19 protein-coding genes are annotated in these 23,620 nt (G+C 50.0%); 7 read left to right on the top strand and 12 right to left on the bottom strand.

What is annotated here, in order from left to right; translation table 11 throughout:
* Positions 1-49: 49 nt before the first annotated feature.
* Together AC6R1A_RS17715 and argR are read right to left on the bottom strand one after the other, a co-directional pair.
* Complete coding sequence (locus tag AC6R1A_RS17715) at positions 50-1,018, bottom strand: TAXI family TRAP transporter solute-binding subunit (protein WP_334555056.1); 969 nt, start codon at positions 1,016-1,018, stop codon at positions 50-52.
* A gap of 335 nt (positions 1,019-1,353) precedes the next feature.
* A complete protein-coding gene (gene argR / locus AC6R1A_RS17710; protein ID WP_334555057.1) occupies positions 1,354-1,824 on the bottom strand; it encodes a transcriptional regulator ArgR in 471 nt (156 codons plus the stop codon).
* Between the two features lie 331 nt (positions 1,825-2,155).
* Here argR and mdh point away from each other — a divergent pair, with 331 nt between their 5' ends.
* Together mdh and AC6R1A_RS17700 are read left to right on the top strand one after the other, a co-directional pair.
* Positions 2,156-3,088 (top strand): malate dehydrogenase, encoded by a 933-nt coding sequence (gene mdh / locus AC6R1A_RS17705; protein WP_334555058.1) that lies wholly within the window; start codon positions 2,156-2,158, stop codon positions 3,086-3,088.
* A 116-nt stretch (positions 3,089-3,204) separates the two neighbouring features.
* The gene (locus AC6R1A_RS17700; protein WP_487901766.1) at positions 3,205-3,381 is read left to right on the top strand and encodes a hypothetical protein; all 177 of its coding nucleotides are present in this window, start codon (positions 3,205-3,207) and stop codon (positions 3,379-3,381) included.
* Positions 3,382-3,552: 171 nt separating this feature from the next.
* Here the strand turns inward: AC6R1A_RS17700 and AC6R1A_RS17695 are convergent, their stop codons facing one another.
* The 5 genes from AC6R1A_RS17695 to AC6R1A_RS17675 form a co-directional block, all read right to left on the bottom strand.
* Positions 3,553-3,942, bottom strand: coding sequence for a RidA family protein (locus tag AC6R1A_RS17695; RefSeq protein WP_500627084.1), 390 nt, complete (start codon positions 3,940-3,942; stop codon positions 3,553-3,555).
* A gap of 203 nt (positions 3,943-4,145) precedes the next feature.
* Entirely contained in the window at positions 4,146-4,607 is a 462-nt protein-coding gene (gene pyrI, locus AC6R1A_RS17690) for an aspartate carbamoyltransferase regulatory subunit (protein ID WP_500633958.1), read from the bottom strand.
* Positions 4,608-4,625: 18 nt separating this feature from the next.
* On the bottom strand, positions 4,626-5,555 hold the full coding sequence (pyrB, locus tag AC6R1A_RS17685; RefSeq protein ID WP_487901764.1) for an aspartate carbamoyltransferase: 930 nt from the start codon (positions 5,553-5,555) through the stop codon (positions 4,626-4,628).
* A 289-nt stretch (positions 5,556-5,844) separates the two neighbouring features.
* A complete protein-coding gene (locus tag AC6R1A_RS17680; protein ID WP_500633959.1) occupies positions 5,845-6,849 on the bottom strand; it encodes an ornithine carbamoyltransferase in 1,005 nt (334 codons plus the stop codon).
* Between the two features lie 165 nt (positions 6,850-7,014).
* Positions 7,015-8,391 (bottom strand): PhoH family protein, encoded by a 1,377-nt coding sequence (locus AC6R1A_RS17675; RefSeq protein ID WP_500627080.1) that lies wholly within the window; start codon positions 8,389-8,391, stop codon positions 7,015-7,017.
* Between the two features lie 663 nt (positions 8,392-9,054).
* Between AC6R1A_RS17675 and rapA the strand changes: the two genes are divergently transcribed.
* Positions 9,055-11,964, top strand: coding sequence for an RNA polymerase-associated protein RapA (gene rapA / locus AC6R1A_RS17670; protein ID WP_500633960.1), 2,910 nt, complete (start codon positions 9,055-9,057; stop codon positions 11,962-11,964).
* Positions 11,965-12,051: 87 nt separating this feature from the next.
* Here the strand turns inward: rapA and AC6R1A_RS17665 are convergent, their stop codons facing one another.
* Positions 12,052-13,323: an NRAMP family divalent metal transporter gene (locus AC6R1A_RS17665; RefSeq protein WP_500633961.1), complete on the bottom strand. Its 1,272-nt coding sequence runs from the start codon at positions 13,321-13,323 to the stop codon at positions 12,052-12,054.
* A gap of 216 nt (positions 13,324-13,539) precedes the next feature.
* Between AC6R1A_RS17665 and AC6R1A_RS17660 the strand changes: the two genes are divergently transcribed.
* Together AC6R1A_RS17660 and AC6R1A_RS17655 are read left to right on the top strand one after the other, a co-directional pair.
* The gene (locus AC6R1A_RS17660; RefSeq protein ID WP_500633962.1) at positions 13,540-14,277 is read left to right on the top strand and encodes an RluA family pseudouridine synthase; all 738 of its coding nucleotides are present in this window, start codon (positions 13,540-13,542) and stop codon (positions 14,275-14,277) included.
* Between the two features lie 35 nt (positions 14,278-14,312).
* Complete coding sequence (locus tag AC6R1A_RS17655; RefSeq protein WP_500633963.1) at positions 14,313-15,272, top strand: D-2-hydroxyacid dehydrogenase; 960 nt, start codon at positions 14,313-14,315, stop codon at positions 15,270-15,272.
* Position 15,273: 1 nt separating this feature from the next.
* On the opposite strand, the gene AC6R1A_RS17650 is transcribed toward AC6R1A_RS17655, so the two are convergent.
* The 4 genes from AC6R1A_RS17650 to pepA all read right to left on the bottom strand — a co-directional run bounded on the left by AC6R1A_RS17650 (position 15,274) and on the right by pepA (position 21,214).
* Entirely contained in the window at positions 15,274-15,987 is a 714-nt protein-coding gene (locus AC6R1A_RS17650; protein ID WP_500633972.1) for a substrate-binding periplasmic protein, read from the bottom strand.
* Positions 15,988-16,150: 163 nt separating this feature from the next.
* A complete protein-coding gene (locus AC6R1A_RS17645; RefSeq protein WP_500633964.1) occupies positions 16,151-19,024 on the bottom strand; it encodes a valine--tRNA ligase in 2,874 nt (957 codons plus the stop codon).
* A gap of 171 nt (positions 19,025-19,195) precedes the next feature.
* Positions 19,196-19,645 carry a DNA polymerase III subunit chi gene (locus AC6R1A_RS17640; RefSeq protein WP_500633965.1) on the bottom strand — a complete coding sequence of 150 codons (450 nt, stop codon included), beginning with the start codon at positions 19,643-19,645 and terminating at the stop codon, positions 19,196-19,198.
* A 60-nt stretch (positions 19,646-19,705) separates the two neighbouring features.
* Positions 19,706-21,214 carry a leucyl aminopeptidase gene (gene pepA / locus AC6R1A_RS17635; RefSeq protein WP_334555072.1) on the bottom strand — a complete coding sequence of 503 codons (1,509 nt, stop codon included), beginning with the start codon at positions 21,212-21,214 and terminating at the stop codon, positions 19,706-19,708.
* Positions 21,215-21,405: 191 nt separating this feature from the next.
* Between pepA and lptF the strand changes: the two genes are divergently transcribed.
* Complete coding sequence (lptF, locus tag AC6R1A_RS17630) at positions 21,406-22,512, top strand: LPS export ABC transporter permease LptF (RefSeq protein WP_500627074.1); 1,107 nt, start codon at positions 21,406-21,408, stop codon at positions 22,510-22,512.
* Positions 22,513-22,515: 3 nt separating this feature from the next.
* Positions 22,516-23,586: an LPS export ABC transporter permease LptG gene (gene lptG / locus AC6R1A_RS17625; protein WP_500633966.1), complete on the top strand. Its 1,071-nt coding sequence runs from the start codon at positions 22,516-22,518 to the stop codon at positions 23,584-23,586.
* Positions 23,587-23,620 lie beyond the last annotated feature (34 nt).

Below are 23,620 nucleotides of genomic sequence, written 5' to 3'. Positions count from 1 at the left end.
ACGGGCGCTACAAACCCGAGCGCCATGTCCCGGGTTTGTACAAAGTGGCTTATTTCAGTAGGCCAACTTCTTTGTAGTATTTCTCTGCACCTGGGTGAAGAGGGATAGAAAGACCAGCTTTCACCATGTCTTCTTTCTTCAGGTTTGCAAACGCAGGGTGTAGGCGCTTGAAGGTATCGAAATCTTCAAATACCGCTTTCGCTACGTTGTACGCGACGTCGTCAGACACGTTGGCTGTGGTCACCATAGTCGCTGCCACACCAAAGCTGTTTACGTCGTTTTCAGTGCCGCGGTACATGCCGGCAGGTACTGTGCTGTATGCGTAGTAAGGGTTGTTTGCGACGATGGCATCGATTTTCTCGCCCGTTGCAGACACTAGCTTCGCATCACATGATGTGGTCGCTTCTTTGATCGATCCATTTGGATGACCCACAACGTAAACGAACGCGTCAATTTTGTTGTCACACAGCGCTTGAGAACGCTCAGAGCCTTTTAGCTCAGACGCCAATTTGAAGTCGTCGTTGGTCCAACCCATGGCTTCCATGACCACACCCATGGTTGCACGGTCGCCAGAACCCGGGTTACCGATGTTTACGCGCTTACCTTTTAGGTCAGACACGTTGTCGATGCCCGCATCGCTGCGTGCGATGATGTTGAATGGTTCGGTGTGTAGAGAGAACATAGCGCGTAAATCTTTGTACGGGCCTTGTTCAGCAAACTTACTTGTACCGTTGTAACCGTGATATTGCCAGTCAGACTGAACGATACCAAAATCCAGCTCACCAGCACGGATGGTGTTGACGTTGTAGATCGAACCACCGGTTGATTCTACAGAACAACGAATATTGTGTTCTTTACGGCCTTTGTTCACCAGTTTACAAATAGCGCCGCCCGTCGGGTAGTAAACACCCGTAACCGAACCTGTACCAATTGTGATGAACTCTTGTGCGTTAACGGCGCCAGCACCCATTACAGCAGCTGCAATCGCACCGACTTTAATAAGTTTGTTCAATGCCATGAATTTCCCTTCCTTATTCATTATTAGCCCCTTAGCAAGTGTAGTTGCTTTGGGCGTTTCCTCTTACTGGAAACGGCATCTTTTTCAATCCGTATGTTGAAAAAGTGGCTGAATAATACCAAAAAATTGGCACATAATTACACGTATGTTAACTAATGTAGCGATTTGGGCTGATTGTGAGGAGAATGTATAGGGATTGTTCTGTGATTATTTTTTCAGTAAATCAATTGCTTACGGTTACTTTGTCGGGGTTGTTGGATTTTAATCAGGATGTGATACAGATCACGCTGAATGAGCGTCAGCGCGATCATCAAAAGCGTCAATAATATGAAACGTTAGCCAGTGTACTCGAACAATTCGCACACTGATTTGAACAGTTGCTTGGTCGTGATGCTCAGCGTTGGGGTAATAAAGATGGTGTCATCACCGGCGACAACGCCCAAAATACCTTCTGCTTTGCCTAAAGAGTCCAACAAACGGGCAATCAGCTGCGCCGCGCCTGGACCTGTGTGAATCACGACTAAGGCCTCGTTGTGATCGATATCGAGCACTAACTCACGCAGTGAGCTTGAAACGGTAGGGACACCCAGTTCGGCGGGCAAGCAGTAGACCATCTCCATTTTGGCGTTGCGAGTACGCACTGCGCCAAACTTAGTCAGCATCCGTGAGACTTTTGATTGGTTGATGTTGTCAAACCCTTCATTTTTCAGTGCATCAACGATGTCACCTTGCGAGCCAAATCGCTCTTCTTTCAATAGGGCTTTGAACGCTCTCACTAAGCTATCTTGTTTTTCTGAATGGCGCATGTTTCTTCCACCAGTAGTGTCTATACAGGAAGTGAATATTCTCGCATAGCTATGCAGTTATAGCTATGGAAAAGCTGAAATTCTGTCTAGCGTATCACTGTAAACTGGCGAAAAACGCCAAAGACAAAAGAGGGCTTAACCCTTTGTCATACAAGGTAGAACAGGGGATAATGCGCGTGAAATTTGTAGCACGTTAATAGTGGATTGCGCAAGGTCGCAAAGCTGACGTTAATTGATTGTAATCAGGATGTGATTGGTTTAGCTTGGACACACCTGAGTACAGAATACCCTACAAGATACATATAAGAGATCCATCTCAAGGAGAACTACAATGAAAGTAGCTGTTATTGGTGCCGCTGGTGGCATCGGTCAAGCCCTAGCCCTTTTACTGAAAAACCGCCTTCCTGCAGGCTGCGATCTGGCTTTGTATGACATTGCGCCAGTGACGCCGGGTGTAGCTGCGGATCTAAGCCACATCCCAACGCCTGTGTCTATCAAAGGTTACGCCGGTGAAGATCCAACACCTGCACTTGAAGGTGCCGATGTTGTTCTTATTTCTGCAGGTGTGGCTCGTAAGCCAGGTATGGATCGCGCCGATTTGTTTAACGTCAATGCAGGTATCGTTAAGTCGTTGGCAGAAAAGATCGCGGTGGTCTGTCCGAAAGCCTTAGTGGGCATCATCACTAACCCAGTGAATACGACAGTGCCTATCGCAGCTGAAGTGCTTAAAAAAGCGGGCGTGTACGACAAGCGTCGTCTGTTTGGTGTAACGACACTGGACGTGATTCGCTCTGAAACCTTCGTGGCTGAATTGAAAGACAAAGATCCAGGTCAAGTGCGTGTACCGGTGATCGGTGGACACTCTGGCGTGACGATTCTTCCGCTACTGTCTCAAGTAGAAGGTGTGGAATTTAGCGCCGAAGAAGTGGCCGCTCTCACCAAACGCATTCAAAACGCAGGCACAGAAGTGGTTGAAGCGAAAGCGGGTGGCGGTAGCGCAACGCTCTCTATGGGCCAAGCTGCGTGTCGTTTCGGCCTTGCGTTGGTGAAAGCACTGCAAGGTGAAGAAGTCATCGAGTACGCGTACGTTGAAGGTGATGGTGAGCACGCCCCATTCTTTGCTCAACCAGTGAAACTGGGTAAAGAGGGTGTTGAAGAAGTGCTTAGCTACGGTGCGCTCAGTGCGTTTGAGAAAGACGCGCTTGACGGCATGCTAGAGACACTAAACGGTGATATCCAAACCGGTGTTGAGTTCGTGAAATAACGACCAACCACTCTGATTTGAGCGGCCTCCTTGTGAGGCCGTTTTTATTTGTCGCGTCTGACGGTGATCCTGACGATGGCACTTCTCGTAAACAGGCAAAAAAGAGGAGTCACCCAATGGACGTGTGTCAAGTTACAAAAGGTATGATGGTCGAATGCGCTGAGGGGCGAGGCGAAGTTTTGGTGGTCGACAGACAGACTAACATCGCCTTAATCCAAGATCCAAAGTCAGGCTTTCAGTTCGCGGCGCTGGTGAGTGAGCTTGCCAATGTGCGAGAGTCGTACGGCGAATGAATGACGCGCTTGGGGAAGGGCCCATCTTCTCCCTTACTTAATCTTGCTAATCAACCCTCTTGCCGAGCAACATCTGCGGCTAATAAAAGCGAAAAAGCGAGCCGGGCTAGGCTCGCTTTTTGTTTAGAGTTCCCCAGGTTAGAGTCCCCTAAGGCAACCTGAACATTGCCGTTATTTGCGCACCGCAATCGCTTCGATTTCAATCCCGACATCTTTGGGTAGACGTGCCACTTCTACACAAGAGCGTGCAGGGTAGTTGGCGACGTTGTGCTCATCAAAAAACTGACCGTACACTTCGTTCACCGTACCAAAATCGTTCAAATCTTTGACAAACACCGTCATCTTCACGATGTCTGATACCGTCAAGCCTGATGCTTCTACTACGGCTTTGACGTTTTCTAGTGATTGGCGTGCTTGAGCGGCAATATCTTCTGCGACCTCACCGGTTGCAGGATTGACTGGTATTTGGCCCGAGGTCAGAACCATGTTGCCAAGGTCAACGCCTTGTACGTATGGGCCAATCGCTGCTGGTGCTGATTCTGTATGAAGTACTTTGGTCATGTCTCTCTTCCTGAATGAGTGTTTAGCTGATGAGATAGTAACGCTTACAGGGCCGAGTGCTCGACGAGTGAGGCGTTCGCTTAATAGAGCAGTGTGCCGTGAATCCCTTGATGGGTAAAGAAAAATGAAGAGTAAAGAAAAAATGAAGGGTAAAGAAACATCCCCGCAGCGGCGGGGATGAAATGACTAAGCTTTGAGTGAGCTTAGCGCTCAGTGACCACTTCGCGTGAGAACACTTTCTCACAGTACTTACACTTAAGGCGAAACTCGTCTTTTTTCTCAATTACCGCGAAACTGCTTTCTACCGGTTCATTGTGGGTAATGCAGTTGCTGTTCGGGCAGGCAAACACATTGTTGACTTGACGTGGAAGCTCAAGAGCGAGCTTTTTCACTACGCGGTAATCTTCAATCTGATTGACGGTTGCATGAGGGGCGTACAGCGCCAGTTTGTTGGCTTGCTCTTCACTGATAAAGACGTTTTCAATCTTGAGCAGATCTTTATGGCCCAGTGCGGAGGAAGGGAGGTTCAACCCAACGGTCACGCGTTGGTTTGACTTATCCATTGAAAATAGCTTCAGAACCTTGATGCCCATTTTCGCGGGAATGTGGTCAATCACGGTGCCGTTTTTGATGGCTTCAACTTGCAACTGTTTTTCTTTTGCCATGATGGGAGTCTCCTGCGATTAAAGGTCTGGATTAAGGACAAGGGCGAGTAGCGCTTCACGAGCATAGACGCCGTTTTCAGCTTGCTCGAAGTAGTACGCGTGGGGTGTTTTATCGACATCCACGGTGATCTCGTCGACGCGTGGCAGCGGGTGAAGCACTTTCAAGTTGTCACGTGCGCCTTCAAGCATGGCTGCCGTTAAGATGTAGGCCGATTTGATGTGGGCGTATTCAGACTCATCAAAGCGCTCTTTTTGCACGCGTGTCATGTACAGCACATCCAGCTCAGGGATGACACTTTCCATATCGGTATGAAGGCTAAATCGAATACCGGCTTCTTCGAGCTCTTCGCAGATGTAATCAGGCATCGCTAACGCTTCAGGTGCGATAAAGAAGAAGCGAACGTTATCAAATTTCGCCAGCGCTTGAGTCAGCGAGTGTACCGTGCGGCCATATTTAAGATCACCGACGAAGGCAACGTTGAGGTTGTCTAAACGGCCTTGGGTTTCGGCAATCGAGAAGAGATCGAGCAAGGTTTGCGTCGGGTGCTGGTTGGCACCATCGCCTGCATTGATCACAGGTACACCTTTAGAAAACTCTGACGCTAGACGCGCCGCGCCCTCTTGAGGGTGGCGCATCACAAACGCATCCACATAAGAGGAGATGACCTGCACGGAGTCAGCTAGGGTTTCGCCTTTTTTCGCCAGAGAGGTGTTGCCGCCATTGTCAAAGCCAATCACGTCGCCACCAATACGTTGAATCGCAGTCTCAAATGAGAGTCGAGTACGTGTCGAGGGTTCAAAGAAGCAGCTCGCGACCACTTTATTTTTGATTAAATCTGGGTTTGGCTCAGCTTTGAGTTGACCTGCGGTTTTGACAATCAATTCCAGCTCTTCACGTGAAAGCTCAGGAATGGAGATAATGTGCTTGTTGTAAAGCGAGTTTGTCATAATCATCTTCCCAGTTATATGCGTTAGGCATGAATAATATGCGTTAGGTATAAAGAATAAGTGTTAGGCATAAAAAAGCCCCCCATAACGGGAGGCTTTACAAATCAATGAAGATAGAGAAACGTCGCATCAATAAGCCAGTTTGCTTATGTGCAGTAACACGCTTTGTAACACACCAACGACGTGACATATTTCACTATCTCCAGACAAATTGCCGAGCATTATACGCCGAACTTTGCGCAGAGCAAGCGATTGCATCGCGGTTTTTTGTGTCGATCTGTGTTCGATCCTAGCTGCCCAATGTGGCGACCATCACAGCCTTAATGGTGTGCATTCGGTTTTCTGCCTCATCGAAGACGATCGAGTGCTCAGATTCAAACACTTCCTCGGTCACTTCGAGGCCGTTCATGCCATATTTCTCGGCCACTTGTTTGCCAATGTTGGTCTCATCGTTGTGAAAAGCGGGCAGGCAGTGCATGAATTTGACATGCGGGTTGCCGGTCTTTTCAAGCGTTGCCGCATTGACTTGATACGGGGTCATTTTGGCCACGCGTTCATCCCACGCTTCAGGCGCTTCACCCATCGACACCCAAACGTCGGTGTAAAGGAAATCACAACCTTCCACGCCTTGCGCCACATCTTCGGTCAATGTGATGCTTGCCCCTGTTTGCGCAGCGATGGTTTGACAAGTGTCCACCAACTCAGCCTCGGGCCAAAAATCTTTCGGTGCGACTAGGCGAATGTCCATGCCCATTTTGGCAGCGCCAACCATCAAAGAGTTGCCCATGTTGTTGCGTGCATCACCGAGGTAAGCAAAGCGCATTTGGTGTAACTGTTTTCCTCGTCCATGTTCGAGCATGGTAAGGAAGTCGGCCAAAATTTGCGTCGGGTGAAACTCATCGGTCAAACCATTCCAAACCGGTACGCCTGCGTATTGGCCCAGCTCTTCGACGATCGCTTGACCAAAACCGCGATATTCAATGCCATCGTACATGCGACCCAGTACGCGCGCGGTGTCTTTCATTGACTCTTTATGGCCAATCTGTGAACCCGATGGGCCGATGTAAGAGACTTGCGCGCCTTGATCAAACGCGGCGACTTCAAACGCGCAGCGAGTTCGTGTCGATGACTTTTCAAAGATAAGGGCAATGTTTTTACCCACGAGCTTCTTTTGCTCCGTCCCGGCATATTTCGCTTTCTTTAAATCCGCAGAAAGGTCGAGCAAAAATTGGATCTCTTTGGGGGTAAAATCAAGCAGCTTGAGAAAGTTACGATTACGAAGATTAAAAGCCATACACCAGTCCTTGAATCGGTATTCATTATTTGCCAATAGTTAAACATACCTGATGGTTGTTTGTGAATAATTATTTTAAAAATAAAGCGGAATATAGATAATATCCCGCTTTTTGTGACTATTAATGCTTAATGTGGTTGTGAGTGACAGGACTGCTTAGTGAGGTTATAAGTTCTCTTCTGCAAATTCTGCCAAGCGACTGCGCACCACTCCGTTGAGGTGAATATTGGCGCTGCCTTCAAAGTTTTTAAATCGCTCGACCATGTAGGTAAGCCCCGAGGTCACCGGCGTGAGGTAGTGGGAGTCAATCTGCGCTAAGTTACCGGAGCAGACAATTTTCGTCCCTTCGCCACAACGGGTGATGATGGTTTTGATTTGAGACGCCGTGAGGTTTTGGCACTCATCCAGCAGCACGAACGCATTCTGAATGGAGCGCCCGCGCATGAAGTTGATCGACTTGAACTGGATGTTGGCTTTGTCGCAAATGTACTTGAGCGATCCCTCCGTACAGTGATCATGTTTGTGCAGCGCTTCCAAGGTATCGGTGACCGCCGCGAGCCAAGGCATCATCTTCTCTTCTTCGCTGCCGGGCAAGAAGCCGATTGACTCGCCAATATCGGGCGTGTTTCGGGTGACGATGATTTTATCAAACATGCCTTTTTCGATCGTCTGCTCAAGCGCACAGGCCAGCGCCAACAAGGTTTTCCCGCTGCCCGCAGAACCCGTCAGTATGACCAAATCGATATTGGGATCGAGTAGCGCATCAAGGGCCATGCCTTGGTAAATGTTTTTTGGAGTGATGTCCCACGCTTTACGGTGCATTAATCGCTCCCGGCTGAGATCTTTAATGGTGATCTTGTCGCTGGTGATGTCCTCGACTCGACCGGCAAAGTCGCTCGAATCGTCCAAGACATATTGATTAATGTAAGTGGGTTCAAACGGCTCGCGCGGCAATGTGTGGTAAGTGCGGCCGTGAATGGTTTGGCTGTCGACTTCATCGACCTTGCTCCAAAACTCCCCTTCGATCTGTTGGTAACCTTTGGTGAGGTATTGGACATCATCGATCAGTTGGTCGGTGCGATAGTCCTCAACAAAACGTACTCCCGCCCCTTTGGCGCGTAAACGCATGTTGATGTCTTTGGTAATGAGGATCACTTCTCGCGGCGCACGCTTGTTTTGTAAGTAGAGTACGGCGTTGAGAATGCGGTTATCACCGGCTTTGTCTGCGAAGGCTTTGACGGTTTCTTGCAGTTCGAAATCCGCCAAAATGGCGATGTGACCTGTGCTTTCTTTATCGCGGTTGATGGGGATCCCTTCTGATATTTCATCGGGCGTGGCGTCTTTAAACAGTGCTTCGAGCGCGCGAATGGCGACACGGGCGTCGCGAGCCACATCGCGTTTGCTGTCTTTGATTTTATCGAGCTCCTCGAGGACCGTCATCGGTATGACGACATCGTGCTCTTGGAATGAGTAGATTGCGTGAGGTTCATGAAGAAGGATGTTGGTGTCTAAAACGAAGAGTTTCCGTTCCGTATCACCCATAAGCGTCTCCTTGCCGCAGCGCGGCTTGCTTACCTGTCATACGCAGCACGGCGTGTGCGCCATGTCAGGTGTATCCTCATTGTGTGAGGTAACTTGCAGTCATTTTGCAGTGACACCTTCTGTGAGCAGGAAGCTGACATGGCTTAGGCGTTGCCCTGTCCATTCAACATGCCGCCTAACAAGGCGTCGCTACAAACCCGAGTGGATCATCAACGTAGTGAGTCAGCGTTTTTCGTGCTGACCGTTTGGTTCACTGTACCGCTCTCTCAATGGGCTGCATTTCTTGTGCCGAGTTAGGGGTAAAGCCAAGAAAGTACCAAGGTGCTAACCCATTGTCAGAGATGCACCTGCCCTTAAAGTATAAGTCAGTTTCCATCTCTTCCACTTTAGAAATGCCACTTCTTTTTTACACTTTGATGTCAGCCAGAGAGTGGCAAAAAATTTGTTGAGAATTGAGGTGTTTGTGCGTGACCAATATCACAGCTTCGAGTACCATTAGCGACCTTTTTTATGTGTGGCTGGAAAAGGCTTGAGTCCTGTTCTAGCGGCGCATTGGGGGCAGATCTTGATTGTTGGTTGGGATGATGGGAATCATTGTCTACACTATCATCAATAAGCCGCACCCCGACTCACAACAGACCGATTGAAAGAGGTAGTCGATAGATGACATTTGCTTTGGGCCAGCGTTGGATCAGCGATACAGAGAGTGATTTAGGTTTAGGTACTGTAGTCGCACTGGATGCTAGAACGGTCACATTGATGTTTGCCGCATCCGAAGAGAATCGCGTGTACGCGCGCAATGATGCGCCGGTGACTCGTGTGACGTTTAACCCAGGGGATGTTGTGGATAGCCAACAAGGGTGGTCATTGCGCATTGAGCAAGTGGTTGAGGAGCAGTCGCTGCTGACCTACATCGGTACGCGTGAAGACAACGACGATAAAGACGTCGAGCTGCGTGAAATCATGCTCAGCAACCAGATTCGTTTTAACAAGCCTCAAGATAAGCTGTTTGCCGGTCAAATCGATCGCATGGACAACTTTGTGCTCCGTTATCGTGCACTGATGAACCAATATGAGCAGCACAAGAGCCCAATGCGCGGCTTATGTGGTATGCGTGCAGGCTTGATCCCTCATCAGCTTTACATCGCCCATGAAGTGGGGCGTCGTCACGCGCCGCGCGTGTTGTTGGCCGATGAAGTGGGCCTAGGTAAAACCATTGAAGCGGGCATGATCATCCACCAGCAAGTGCTGGCGGGTCGAGCGGAACGCATTTTGATCGTGGTGCCAGAAACGCTTCAGCATCAATGGTTGGTGGAGATGATGCGTCGATTCAATCTGCATTTCTCTATCTTTGATGAAGAGCGTTGCATTGAAGCGTTCGCGGAAGCCGATAATCCATTCGATACCCAGCAATATGTGCTGTGTTCACTCGATTTTCTACGCAAGAGCCGTAAGCGCTTCGAGCAAGCGCTTGACGCCGATTGGGATCTCTTAGTGGTCGATGAAGCGCACCATTTAGAGTGGAGCCCAGAGCAACCGAGCCGTGAATATCAGGTGATTGAAGGCTTGGCTGCGCGTACACCTGGTGTACTCCTGCTCACCGCGACACCTGAACAGCTAGGTCGTGAAAGCCATTTTGCACGCTTGAGATTGCTCGACTCGGATCGCTTCTTTGACTATGACGAGTTTGTCAAAGAAGAGCAGCAATACGCCCCGGTGGCCGATTCGGTCAGCGCTCTGTTCTCTGGCGAATCCTTGGCGGATGAGGCGAAAAACCAGATCACCGAGCTCTTATCTGAGCAAGATGTTGAGCCACTGTTTCGTATTATCGAGAGCAACAGTGACGACCAGGCGATTGCCGCCGCACGTCAAGAGTTGATTGATAATTTGATGGATCGTCATGGTACGGGGCGCGTGCTGTTTCGTAACACGCGTGCAGCGATCAAAGGCTTCCCAGTGCGTAATGTGCATTTGGTGCCGATGCCGATTCCGAGCCAATACACCACGGCGATGCGGGTCTCTGGCATGATTGGCGGCAAGATGAGCCCAGAAGCGCGTGCGCTGAAAAATCTCTACCCTGAAGAGCTGTTCCAAGAGTTTGAAGGTGACGAATCAAGCTGGTGGCAGTTTGATAGTCGCGTTGATTGGTTACTTGAGAAGATCACGCAAAAACGCAGTGAAAAGGTGTTGGTGATCGCCTCTCGCGCCAGTACAGCGCTGCAACTGGAACAAGCGCTGCGCGAGCGTGAAGGCATTCGTGCCACGGTATTTCATGAAGGTATGTCGATTTTAGAACGCGACAAAGCGGCGGCATACTTTGCCCAAGAAGAGGGAGGCGCGCAGGTTCTCATCTGTAGCGAAATTGGCTCTGAAGGGCGCAACTTCCAGTTTGCGAACCAACTGGTGATGTTTGATCTGCCGTTCAACCCAGACTTACTTGAGCAACGCATCGGTCGCTTAGACCGTATTGGTCAGCAGCGCGATATCGATATTCATGTCCCTTACCTTGGAGGCACCTCGCAAGCGATTTTGGCGCGTTGGTTTAATGAAGGTTTGAATGCGTTTGCCCAAACCTGTCCAACCGGTCGCATGGTGTACGACAAGGTGTCGGATGCGCTGATTACTATGCTGGCCAGTGGAGATACTAGTGAGTTGGATGATGTGATTGCTCAATCTGCGGCAATGAACAAAGCGCTCAAAGCGGAGCTGGAGCAAGGGCGTGACCGTCTGCTTGAAATGCACTCGCACGGCGGTGAGAAAGCGCAAGCGATTGTCGATACGATTGCCGCGACCGATGGCGATACGAATCTTGTCACGTTCGCCTTGAGCCTGTTTGATACCATTGGTCTTAACCAAGACGACAAAGGCGAAAATGCGCTCGTGGTCACCCCTTCTGAGCACATGATGGTGCCCAGTTACCCAGGGCTGCCATACGAAGGCGCAACCATCACCTTTGACCGTGATACGGCGCTGTCTCGTGAGGACATGCACTTTATCAGCTGGGAACACCCGATGATTCAAGGCGGTATTGATCTGCTGATGAGTGAGGGCGTGGGGACCAGTGCGGTGTCACTGCTGAAAAACAAGGCTCTGCCCGTAGGGACGCTGCTGCTTGAACTGATCTACAAAGTGGATGCGCAAGCGCCCAAACGTACCGGCATCAGCCGTTTCTTACCGACCACGCCGATTCGCATCATGCTTGATGGCAAAGGCAATGATTTATCGGCGCAAGTGGAGTTTGACAGTTTCAACCGTCAGCTCAGCCCGGTCGGCCGCCATATTGCGGCTAAACTGGTCTCTTCGGTACAGGCGCAGGTGCATCAGCTGATTGCCGCAGGTGACAAGCTGGTGGTCGAAAAAGTGGAAGCCGTACGCGAGCAAGCGCAAAAAGAGATGCAATCGAGTCTAAATGGCGAGCTTGAGCGTTTGCAGGCCCTGAAAGCGGTGAACCCGAACATTCGTGATGAAGAGATTGAAGCGATTGATGAGCAGATTACCGCGCTGACCGGTTACATCCGCCAAGCGCAATACCAACTCGACTCACTGCGTATGATTGTCGTCGCGCACAACTAAGTGATCGCAACGCGAGCAACGCATTAGTACAAGGCCCTCAACGTTGAGGGCCTTTTTGATCGTTAATAAAGATGACGAAACCGATGACTAAAGAAGCCATTTCCACCAAATAAAGACCGCCAAAAAGCCGAACAGATAAATCAGACCGGCGATGGAGAGCCACTTTAGAGAGGATGTCATTGCGAGCGGCTTAGGCAGATCGGTTTTGGTCACTAGAATGTAGTTGAGTAAACCGAAAAATGGAGTCGTGACAAAGGCAAGGATCATCGCAAAATTGAGCATTGGCAGTAGCGCTTTGGCCCAAAACAAGATAATGGCAAGCGCTGCTGCAGAGATGATCACCATCCAAGTCAACGTCACGCCGTTCTTCATGTCTGGTTGCTTTTGCACTAAACGTTGAGATTCAGACAACACACGCGCATAACCGTCAATCACGGTGATCGTACTTCCAAAAATACAGAAGAACGCAATCACAGCAATCAAGTAGCGTGACCACTCACCAATGGTCGTTGCATAGAGCCCAACCAACTGATGCGAGAAGCCGACACCAGAGCTTGAAAGCTCCACGCCTGTCCCATGCAGCACCAAAGCGCCCAAGGAAAGAAAGACAATCGCCAGCAGCGCTGTCCCTATGTAGCCCACGTTGAAATCAAACAGCGCAGAGCGCGGCGTCACCGTTTGCTGCTTACACTGACTTTTTAGCCACATTGAGGTGATACTGGAAATTTCAATCGGTGCAGGCATCCAACCCATGGTCACAACGAGAAATCCGATTGCGGCTAATGTCCAAGGCGAGGGGGATTCGAAGCCCACGACGGGCTCGGCAGGTTTACCCAATGCGATGCACACCGCGAGCAGTGTGGCAATGGTTAGAACCGCCATGATGGTTTTCGATAACGCATCCAACGCCTTGTATTGGCCTGCAAATAAAATCGCTAAACAGGTGCTCAGTATAAGGATACTGAGCACGGACATCGAGAGATCAAAGGGTACGAAATAGGCGAGCAAGCTAGCGCTAAACATCAGCAGTGCAGCGGTGTTGACCACAGCGGAGACCGCACTTAAGCCGACAAACAGCCACAAGTATGGTTTGCCAAGTTTTGAGTAGCCTTCGACTAAACTGGTGCCGGTGCCCATAGTGTATTGCACACCGGCGCGAAAAAACGGGTATTTGAATACGTTGACGAGCAAAATGAGCGCCGCCAACTGCCAGCCATAAATGGCGCCCGCTTTGGTGGAGGCGACTAAGTGAGAGCCTCCGACTGCAGCGGCGGCCATCATAATGCCTGGGCCTAACGAGCGAATAAGGTGGGCTAACGAGAAACGCGCCTTCGGGGGCGCTGAAGTGATACTTTCCATACTACTGCCTATGGGTGAAATGTTGTGTTTTATTGTATTTATTACCTGTCAAGGTTGTTAAGGAATAACACATTTGTTTTGTCTGTCATATATTTTTTACACTTTGAGTGAGACTTTCTTTTCAAGCGTTAATAATCGACAAAAAATGCCAGACTGGTGCCCTTGCGAGTGGCTTCGGGTATACTTCGCCGGAATTCATTGTAGTTGAGAGTGTTTATGGCCATGCTGGAGTACACCCCACCAAGGGAACCCTGGGTGGAGGTTGTTTTTGAAGATGAACATATCCTTGCGGTCAATAAACCGTCAGGACTGCTGTCTGTGCCTGGGCGCGATCCTGCTCATCGCGACAGCATGTGGTCACGACTGCAAGAGACGCACCCGGATATTCAAGTGGTGCATCGCTTAGATATGTCTACTTCCGGCTTAATGGTATTAGCAAAAAACAAACGCGCAGAAAGTGCGTTAAAGAAGCAGTTTCAGTTTCGTCTCACACACAAAGTGTACTATGCACGAGTATGGGGAGAGGTGAGTGAGCAAGAGGGCGTCATTGATCTGCCGCTGATTTGTGACTGGCCAAATCGCCCGCGGCAGAAAGTGTGTTTAGAGACAGGTAAACCGTCAAAAACCTTATACCAAGTGGAGAAACGAGAAGAGAAAACCACCATCGTGCGCTTGTTGCCGGTGACGGGGCGGTCTCATCAACTGCGCGTTCATATGCAAGCGCTCGGCCACCCGATTGTCGGTGATGAGTTCTACTCCAGCGGTGAGGCGCTGCTCTGTTCGGAGCGCTTAGCCCTTCACGCGGCGGAGTTGAGCTTTTATCATCCACGCAGTCATTGTCTGAAAAGTATTTTTGTTCCTTGTGACTTCTATCCCGAGGCGCAAGAGATGCTGTTTGATTATTTCGATCCTGTGCGAAAATTACCCGATTATAAAACACTGCCCAAACCATAATCGGTGACACAGAGTGGGCAGTTGAAGGAGACCTTATGCTGCCCAACCTTGTTTTTCTTGACCGAGCCACCATTCCAAGTCAAATCACCTTGCCAACCCCTCGCCATCCGCACGTTTGGCAAGCTTACGACTTCACCGCACCAGAACAAGTAGTTGAGCGCCTGCAAGGCGCCACTGTCGCGATCACCAATAAGGTGGTACTCGATGAAGCGGTGCTTACGCAGCTTCCTTCACTCAAACTCATCGCCGTCTCGGCGACAGGATACAATAACCTTGATATTGAAGCGTGTCGCCGCTTGGGCATTGCTGTGACCAACGTTCAAGGTTACGCCACCCAATCGGTACCTGAGCACGTGCTGGGTATGATCTTTAGCTTGAGTCGTCACCTCAGTGCCTACCATCACGACATTGCCCAAGGGGAGTGGCAGCGCAACAAGCAGTTCTGCTTTTTTACCCACCCGATAAGGGATGTAGCGGGGGCAACCCTTGCGATTGTGGGCGGCGGGGCATTAGGACGCGCTACCGCGCAACTGGCCAGTGCGGTCGGTATGCACGTGATCTTTGCTGAGCGTAAGGGTGAAGATCAGTGCCGTGAGGGCTATGTCCCGTTTGAGGCGGCGCTTTCTCAAGCGGATGTGGTGAGTTTGCACTGTCCACTGAGTGATGAGACCTTTCACCTCATCGGTGAGCCAGAGCTGGGCATGATGAAATCGAGCGCGATATTGATCAATACTGGGCGAGGGGGATTGGTTGATGAACAGGCATTGGTGTCGGCGTTGACGTCTGGTCAGATAGGGGCGGCGGGGGTCGATGTGTTCACGAGTGAGCCAGCCGATGAGAGTAACCCTTTGTTGGCGAATATTTCGCTCCCAAACTTGCTGCTTACACCACACGTTGCTTGGGGTAGCGACTCCGCGATTCAGAAACTCGCCGACATTCTTATTGATAACATCGACGCATTTCTTGACGGTCGAGAGCAAAATCGCGTGGTGTGATTTACTCGCTGCTGCTGGCCTTTAATTGACTCAAGCCTTGATTGAATACACGCAGCAGCTTTTCTCCATCGGGGTGCGCTTTGGAGAACATCAAATAATTACTATTAGTCAAAAATGGCTTAGGGTGAAAACTGATCAGAGCCTGGGTTTCATAGGGGAGTTTGTTGAGCGTAGATAGACCGATGTGTTTCTCTTCTGGCACGAGCTCAACCCGGCGATATTTGAGAAATTGAAACGCTTTGGTAGGGTCGGCGACCCGATGTATGGTGACATGCCCATCCTCGATCAGTGCATCCAGTTCTTCACCATAGCTGTAGCCCAGCCCACCGCCAAGGTGTTTACCCTCTAAATCTTCTAAACGCTGCCAAGAAAAGTCATCACTTTTGCGATGAAAGAAAACAAATTCCTCCTGTGCCACTGGTTCGCTGAAATAAAAATGTTCGGTTCTCTCTTGGGCAAACATCCAGATCGCGGTGGCGACAAATTCGCCTTCACTCGCTTCTTTGTAGGCCCGTTTCCAAGGAAAGAAGTGGAATTCGACTTGATAGCCTTGTGTCGCAAACGCCTGCTCAATGGTCTTTCCGACAAAACCGAATTCTTCTAACTCTTGGCCAATAAAAGGTGGCCACTCACCTGCGGCAATTTTGACAATCTTATTGTCTTCATCATTATTCACTTCACCATTATTGGTTTCAGCCGTGGCGTAAACACTCACGGCGAACCACAATGCGAATAGGGCACTAGAAAGGGATACTGCGAGCGCGCGCACAAGTCACTCCTTTGTCGCTTTTACTTTAACTTTAGTTCTCAGTCGATAAAGAGCAAGACATAAAAAAGGCTGGTCATCATGACCAGCCTCCCAGACTTGATTTGTGCACTTACAGTGCGGCAATCGTCGTTTTTTGCTCTTCAAGCTTCACGAGCGTTTCTTTGTAGCCTTCTAGCTTCTCACGCTCTTTGGCCACCACTGCTTCTGGTGCTTTAGCCACGAAGCCTTCGTTACCTAGCTTGCCTTCAATGCGTTTGATTTCGCCTTGTGTCTTTTTGATTTCACCATCGAGACGAGCAAGCTCGGCGTCTTTGTCGATGAGACCCGCCATTGGGATCATTAGCTCCGACTTAGCGACAAGTGCCGTTGCGCATGCTGGCGTTTCTTCACCCGCTTCCAGTACACGTACAGACTCAAGCTTCGCCAGAGAAACAAGAACTTGCTTGTTCGCTTCTAGACGAGCTGCGTCTTCCGCGTTTGCGGCTTTTAGCATCACTTCAAGCGGCTTACCTGGGTTGATGTCGTACTCCGCACGTAGGTTACGGATGCTAGTGATGAATGACTTCACCCACTCGATGTCATCCAGTGCTGCTTGGTTGAAGTTCGCTTCGTCGAACTGAGGCAACGCTTGAAGCATGATCGTCTCACCTTCAACACCATCAACCAGTGGTTTAACGCTCTGCCAGATAGTTTCTGTGATGTATGGGATCACTGGGTGTGCTAGACGAAGTGTTTTCTCTAGAACGGTGATCAGCGTGCGGCGAGTACCACGTTGCTGAGCTTCGTTACCTTTCCAAAGCACTGGCTTAGTGAGCTCTAGATACCAGTCACAGAATTGGTTCCAGATGAATTCGTAAATCGTGTTTGCTGCCATATCCAGACGGAAGTTATCAATGTGACTATTGAACTCTTTCGCTGCTAGCTCAAACTGAGACTCGATCCACTTGTCTGCGAGTGAGTACTCGATCTCACCTGCCTGTTCGTTAGATGAATGGAAGCCACAATCCTGCTCTTCTGTATTCATCAGCACGTAACGGCTCGCGTTCCATAGCTTGTTACAGAAGTTACGGTAACCTTCCAGACGCTTCATATCCCAGTTGATGTCACGACCCGTTGAAGCCATAGCAGCAAGCGTGAAGCGCAGTGCATCCGTACCGTAGGGTTCGATACCGTTTTCAAACGTCTTACGCGTGTTCTTCTCGATCTTCGCGGCAAGTTGAGGCTGCATCATGTTACCGGTGCGCTTCTCAACTAGAGACTCAAGGTCGATGCCGTCAATCATGTCGATTGGGTCAAGCACGTTACCCTTAGACTTCGACATCTTGTCGCCGTTTTCATCACGGATGAGACCCGTTACGTAAACCGTCTTGAATGGCACTTGTGGCTTGCCGTTTTCATCTTTACAGAAGTGCATAGTCATCATGATCATGCGAGCAACCCAGAAGAAGATGATGTCGAAACCGGTGACCAGCACATCTGAAGGGTGGAATGTTTTCAGATCATCTGTGTTTTCAGGCCAGCCTTGTGTGCCAAACGTCCACAAGGCAGAAGAGAACCAGGTATCCAGTACGTCGTCATCTTGGTGCAGTACCACAACCGGTGCTAGGCCGTTCTTCTCACGCACTTCGTCTTCAGTGCGACCAACGTAGACATTGCCGTCGTTGTCGTACCATGCAGGGATACGGTGCCCCCACCATAGCTGACGAGAGATACACCAGTCTTGAATGTCACGCATCCAAGAGAAGTACATGTTTTCGTATTGCTTAGGTACGAATTGGATTTCGCCGTCTTCCACTGCTTTAGTTGCGGTTTCTGCAAGAGGAGCAGTACGCACATACCATTGGTCGGTCAGCATCGGTTCGATGACCACGCCGCCACGGTCGCCGTATGGCACGGTGAGGTCGTGGTCTTTGATTTCGTCTAGCAGGCCAATCTCTTCAAATTCCGCTACGATGGCTTTACGCGCGGCAAAACGCTCCAACCCTTGGTATTTAGCCGGGATCTCTGTTGAGTATGCATCGCTCGCTTCGCCATTCGTGTTAAACACTTCGGCTGCGTCACGGATGTTGGCATCAAAGGTGAGGATGTTGATCATCGGTAGCTGGTGGCGCTTACCCACTTCGTAGTCGTTGAAGTCGTGCGCAGGGGTGATTTTCACACAGCCTGTGCCTTTCTCCATGTCCGCGTGCTCATCACCGACGATAGGGATGCGGCGGTCAACGATAGGAAGAAGGATCTCTTTACCGATCAAGTCTTTGTAGCGAGGATCTTCTGGGTTCACCGCAACGCCCGTATCACCCAGTATCGTCTCTGGACGAGTGGTAGCGACAACGATGTAGTCTTTGCCGTCTGCCGTTTTCACCCCATCCGCTAGTGGGTAGCGGAAGTGCCACATGTGGCCTTTTTTATCTTTGTTTTCCACTTCAAGATCAGAAATTGCGGTATGCAGTTTAGGATCCCAGTTAACCAGACGCTTACCACGGTAGATGAGGTCATCTTCGTAGAGGCGCACGAATACTTCTTGAACGGCGTTTGATAGGCCGTCATCCATAGTGAAACGTTCACGGTCCCAGTCGACAGAAGCACCTAGGCGACGCAGCTGTTTAGTGATGGTGCCACCTGATTCGCCTTTCCATTCCCAGATTTTGTCGATGAACGCATCACGACCGTAATCGTGCTTGGTTTTGCCTTCTTCTGCTGCGATCTTACGCTCAACCACCATCTGTGTGGCGATACCCGCGTGGTCAGTACCGACTTGCCAAAGGGTGTTCTTGCCCTTCATGCGTTCGGCACGGATCAAGGTATCCATGATGGTGTCTTGGAATGCGTGGCCCATGTGAAGGCTACCGGTGACGTTCGGTGGCGGGATCATGATGCTGTATGATTCTTTCGTCGTGTCGCCGTGCGGCTTAAAGTAGCCTTTTTCTTCCCAAGCCTGGTATAGAGCTTGTTCAATTGAAGTTGGGTTGTATGTCTTTTCCATAGCGCTCATTTTGCCTCGTGATGATGGAACTTAGGCGGCGTGCATTCACCTAATGATTAGGGCCAGCCTACGTTCTACCCCTTGGAGGTTTGATTCTGGTTAATGGTAAATCTAGGTCAATCTTTATAAGTGAGCTCTCTGAAAAGAGAGCTTAACTATAAGGATTGACGGTCAGTGGTGTTCGAGTGCGAACGTTTGCATTTGAAAGCCCGATTGACGGTAAATTTTATACCGTTCTCGCGCTTGCTGCTTGGCTTTTTCGTCGCAAGGGACGAAGTCTACCACCTCTGTAAACGGATGCGCAAAGGTTGTCTCATTTTCAGCCAAATTTATCACCAACTGGCGATGCCAAGAAGGGCGGACCTGCTGATGGCCGATCTCAATCTGCGTGCCATACTTGGGGCCTTCTCCAACCAAGTTATGGCCGATGTACTGCTCAGGTTCCACTTGCCAAAACCGCTCAGCAAGGGCTTCCGCGTGGGCTTTGTGTTGGCAGTTGACGTACACTTTTGCCCCTTGTTTGGCAAAGTGCTGCGCCAAAAAGACCGCATACGCATCCAACCCCTCAGGGGTGGCTTGGGGAGAATCCGATTGAATCAGATAAAAGGTCGCGTTAGCCATGATATATACTGATGCCTGTATACAAAAAAGGGCCTTGCGGCCCTTCGATGTGGTTGAGGATTACTCCTCAGTATCTTGACCGCTGCGATTGAGCAGGAACTGGACAAGCATAGAGACTGGTCGGCCTGTTGAGCCTTTCGCTGCGCCAGATTTCCAAGCAGTGCCCGCGATATCGATGTGAGCCCAGTTGTACTTCTTAGCAAATTTCGACAAGAAACAGCCGGCAGTAATGGTGCCACCAGGACGACCACCAATGTTCGCCATATCGGCGAATGGGCTTTTCAGCTGTTCATGGTACTCATCGGCCATCGGTAAGCGCCATGCACGATCGCTCGCTTGCTCAGAAGCGTTAATAAGCTCGTGAGACAACGGGTTGTGGTTTGAGATCACGCCACTGATGTGGTGACCCAGTGCAATCACACACGCACCAGTGAGGGTAGCGACATCCACGACACATTCTGGTTCAAAGCGCTCAACGTAGGTCAGTGCATCACACAGAACCAAGCGGCCTTCGGCATCGGTATTCAATACTTCGACCGTTTGACCTGACATTGTGGTTAGGATATCACCCGGACGGTAAGCGTTGCTGCCTGGCATGTTTTCACAGCCGGCCAGCACACCAATCACGTTGATAGGCAGGTTCAGTTTCGCGAGCGCTTTCATGGTGCCAAACACGGAGGCAGCGCCACACATGTCGTATTTCATCTCATCCATGCCTTCGCCAGGCTTGAGTGAAATGCCGCCTGAATCGAACGTCAGACCTTTGCCGACTAATACGATAGGCTTGGCTTGTGCGTCTGGGTTACCCTTGTACTCCATGATTGACATCATCGATTCGTTTTTCGAACCGCGGCCTACCGCTAGGTAAGAGTTCATCCCCAGTTTTTCCATCTCTTCTTCGCCGATCACTTTCGTCGTAATCGTCTCGTAGTCGTCCGCTAAGCGGCGCGCTTGAGAGGCGAGATAAGCTGGGTTCGCAATGTTGGGTGGCATGTTGCCAAGGTCTTTACACGCTTTGACGCCCGACGAGATGGCCAAGCCGTGCGCGATCGCTTTTTCACCCAAGTTCAACTCACGACGCGTCGGTACGTTGAACACCAACTTGCGCAGTGGGCGACGAGTTTCAGGCTTGACGCTTTTAAACTGATCAAAGGTGTAGAGGCCATCTTTGGTCGCTTCGACCGCTTGGCGCACTTTCCAGTAGGTATCACGACCTTTCACATGCAGCTCAGTCAAGAAGCACACCGCTTCCATAGAGCCCGTTTCGTTCAAGGTGTTGATGGTTTTCTGGATAATCTCTTTGTACTGACGTTCACCCAACTCGCGCTCTTTGCCGCAACCGACAAGCAGAACACGCTCAGACAACACACCAGGTACTTGATGCAGAAGTAGCATCTGCCCAGGTTTTCCTTCTAGATCACCACGGCGAAGTAGTGAACTGATATAGCCATCGCTGATTTTATCTAGCTGCTCAGCAACTGGAGAAAGGCGACGTGGCTCAAACACCCCGACAACGATACATGCGCTACGTTGTTTCTCTGGGCTGCCACTCTTTACACTGAACTCCATGCGTACTCCTACATCCTGAAGACAAATCGAACTAAATGTTAGATAATGGCGTCTTACTTGTTGATTCCTACACCGGAACTATCTTTAAATAAGCGCGTTAACAATTAGTCAAAAAATTTAAAAACAAAAGGTTCATCGGGAAATTATAGTGATTCAATTAAAAAAACAAGTTTTGTATAGGTAATTTCAGCGTGATTATTGTTAGATATTTGATCCGCGAGACACTCAAGAGCCAATTAGCGATATTTTTTATCCTGTTTTTGGTGTTTCTCAGCCAAAAACTGATCAAAGTGCTCGCCGATGCATCCGATGGTGATATCCCCGCAAGTTTGGTTATGCACTATGTCGGCTTAAGCATGCCATCAATGGGGCTTTTGATGCTGCCGCTCAGTCTATTTTTAGGCATTCTTCTCACCTTTGGCCGTCTCTACGCAGAAAGTGAAATTACCGTGATGAACGCGACGGGGATTGGCAACAAATTCCTCATTCGCGCCGCTTTGTACTTGGCGGTGATCACCGGGTTAATTGCCGCCGCCAACGCGTTTGTTTTTGCGCCTTACAGCCAAGAAAAGCTGATTCAATTGCAAGAAGAAGTCGAAGCGGAAAATAGCGTTGACCTCCTCAAAAAAGGCCACTTCCAAGGTACGCCGGATGGATCATCTGTTGTGTTTATTGATGATATAGACGGTAAAAAACTCAAACACGTTTTTGTCGCACAAATGCGCCCGAGAGACTCCATTTTACCGAGCGTCTCTTTCTCTCAATCTGGTGAAGTAAAAGAGCTGAGCGATGGGCGTCAGGTTATTCGCATGTATGACGGTACACGCTATGAAGGGGTGCCAACGCGTGTGGATTATATGATCACTGAGTTTGATCAGTACGAGGGACTGATTGGTCAGCGCGATGTAAAAGCGAAAGGGCGTGACTGGGAAGCAATTCCGACGATGGAGCTGTTGTCCAACCCTGACCGACGCGCACAAGCGGAGTTACAATGGCGCCTCTCGTTAGTGGTCTGCATCCCTTTGCTTACCATGCTGGTGGTGCCGTTATCGGCGGTTAACCCTCGTCAAGGGCGCTTCGCGAAAATGGGGCCGGCGATATTGATTTACTTGGCTTACTTCTTAGCCATCAGTGCGACGAAGTCGGCTCTTGAAGATGGCTCTATTCCTACGATGATCGGCATGTGGCCAATTAACGCGGCATTGTTGCTGACCGCAGTGGGTATCAACTCGATGGACAGTATTGCGGTTCGTCGCTTTAAAGATAGACTCAGACAAAGAAAAAAGAAGGCAGCGTAAGTCGTGTTTAAGATTCTTGATCTCTACATAGGTAGAACCATTATTGCCACGACGTCTCTGGTGTTGGCTACGTTTGTTGGCTTGTCGGCCATTATCAAATATGTCGAGCAGTTGCGTAAGGTCGGCAGTGGCACCTATGACTTGTTGCAAGCGCTGTTTTTTGTCGTCCTCAGTATTCCGCGTGACGTCGAGATGTTTTTCCCAATGGCGGCATTGCTTGGCGCTTTGATAGGGCTTGGTATGTTGGCTTCAAGCTCCGAGCTTGTGGTGATGCAGGCGTCGGGTTATTCGAAGTTAGATATCGGTTTGTCGGTACTCAAAACCGCAGTGCCGTTAATGGTGCTGGTGACGTTGCTCGGACAATGGGGGGCGCCGCAAGCGCAAAAAATGGCACGTGACTTACGAGCGTTTGCCACCTCTGGCGGCGCGATTATGTCTGTGCGTACCGGCGTTTGGGCGCGTGATGCCAACGATTTTATTTTTATGGGTAAAGTCGAAGACGACACGATTTATGGCATGAACATGTGGCGATTTGACAGCGATAAAAAGCTGCAAACCGTCGTGTACGCCAACAAAGTGGATTACCAGTCCGACAACACTTGGCTCATGAAAGAGGTCCAAGTGACGGAAATGATGGACGACGTCGAGATCAATAAAACGGCGCTGCCCGAGTATCGTTGGACGACGTCACTCGCCCCCGACAAGCTCGCCGTGGTAACGGTGAAACCTGAAGAGTTATCACTGGGTGGCTTGTACGATTACGTGACCTACTTAAAAGCCTCAGAGCAGGACTCTTCACGCTATGAATTGGCGCTGTGGCGTAAAGTCACGCAGCCTTTCTCCATTGCCGTGATGATGTTGATGGCGCTGTCGTTTATCTTTGGTCCGCTGCGCAGTGTCACCATGGGCGCACGCATTTTATCGGGTGTGGTGGCCGGCTTCACCTTTTACATCTCGAGTGAATTCTTTGGCCCGCTCAGCTTGGTGTACAGCATTCCGCCTGTTTTTGGTGCGGTGATGCCGAGCGTGGTGTTCTTGACCATTGCGCTGTTGCTGTTACGCCGCAAGTTGTAGCCACGGGGCGTGATCTTTCACTAGCATGTTAACA

The organism is Vibrio sp. R10-SG3-ISO3, assembly GCF_059834225.1.
The sequence above is the reverse complement of the archived record's forward strand: the minus strand, read 5'-3'. Positions and strand labels throughout refer to the sequence as shown.

What these genes read in the sequence shown, in the direction of transcription:
- AC6R1A_RS17660 (WP_500633962.1), top strand. Translation starts at nt 13,540, where the DNA reads ATGGCCATGCTGGAGTACACCCCACCAAGGGAACCCTGGGTGGAGGTT.
- AC6R1A_RS17645 (WP_500633964.1), bottom strand. Translation starts at nt 19,024, where the DNA reads ATGGAAAAGACATACAACCCAACTTCAATTGAACAAGCTCTATACCAG.
- AC6R1A_RS17700 (WP_487901766.1), top strand. Translation starts at nt 3,205, where the DNA reads ATGGACGTGTGTCAAGTTACAAAAGGTATGATGGTCGAATGCGCTGAG.
- AC6R1A_RS17675 (WP_500627080.1), bottom strand. Translation starts at nt 8,391, where the DNA reads ATGGGTGATACGGAACGGAAACTCTTCGTTTTAGACACCAACATCCTT.
- pyrB (WP_487901764.1), bottom strand. Translation starts at nt 5,555, where the DNA reads ATGACAAACTCGCTTTACAACAAGCACATTATCTCCATTCCTGAGCTT.
- AC6R1A_RS17695 (WP_500627084.1), bottom strand. Translation starts at nt 3,942, where the DNA reads ATGACCAAAGTACTTCATACAGAATCAGCACCAGCAGCGATTGGCCCA.
- AC6R1A_RS17655 (WP_500633963.1), top strand. Translation starts at nt 14,313, where the DNA reads ATGCTGCCCAACCTTGTTTTTCTTGACCGAGCCACCATTCCAAGTCAA.
- rapA (WP_500633960.1), top strand. Translation starts at nt 9,055, where the DNA reads ATGACATTTGCTTTGGGCCAGCGTTGGATCAGCGATACAGAGAGTGAT.
- AC6R1A_RS17715 (WP_334555056.1), bottom strand. Translation starts at nt 1,018, where the DNA reads ATGGCATTGAACAAACTTATTAAAGTCGGTGCGATTGCAGCTGCTGTA.
- AC6R1A_RS17680 (WP_500633959.1), bottom strand. Translation starts at nt 6,849, where the DNA reads ATGGCTTTTAATCTTCGTAATCGTAACTTTCTCAAGCTGCTTGATTTT.
- AC6R1A_RS17665 (WP_500633961.1), bottom strand. Translation starts at nt 13,323, where the DNA reads ATGGAAAGTATCACTTCAGCGCCCCCGAAGGCGCGTTTCTCGTTAGCC.
- AC6R1A_RS17640 (WP_500633965.1), bottom strand. Translation starts at nt 19,645, where the DNA reads ATGGCTAACGCGACCTTTTATCTGATTCAATCGGATTCTCCCCAAGCC.
- pepA (WP_334555072.1), bottom strand. Translation starts at nt 21,214, where the DNA reads ATGGAGTTCAGTGTAAAGAGTGGCAGCCCAGAGAAACAACGTAGCGCA.
- mdh (WP_334555058.1), top strand. Translation starts at nt 2,156, where the DNA reads ATGAAAGTAGCTGTTATTGGTGCCGCTGGTGGCATCGGTCAAGCCCTA.
- pyrI (WP_500633958.1), bottom strand. Translation starts at nt 4,607, where the DNA reads ATGGCAAAAGAAAAACAGTTGCAAGTTGAAGCCATCAAAAACGGCACC.
- argR (WP_334555057.1), bottom strand. Translation starts at nt 1,824, where the DNA reads ATGCGCCATTCAGAAAAACAAGATAGCTTAGTGAGAGCGTTCAAAGCC.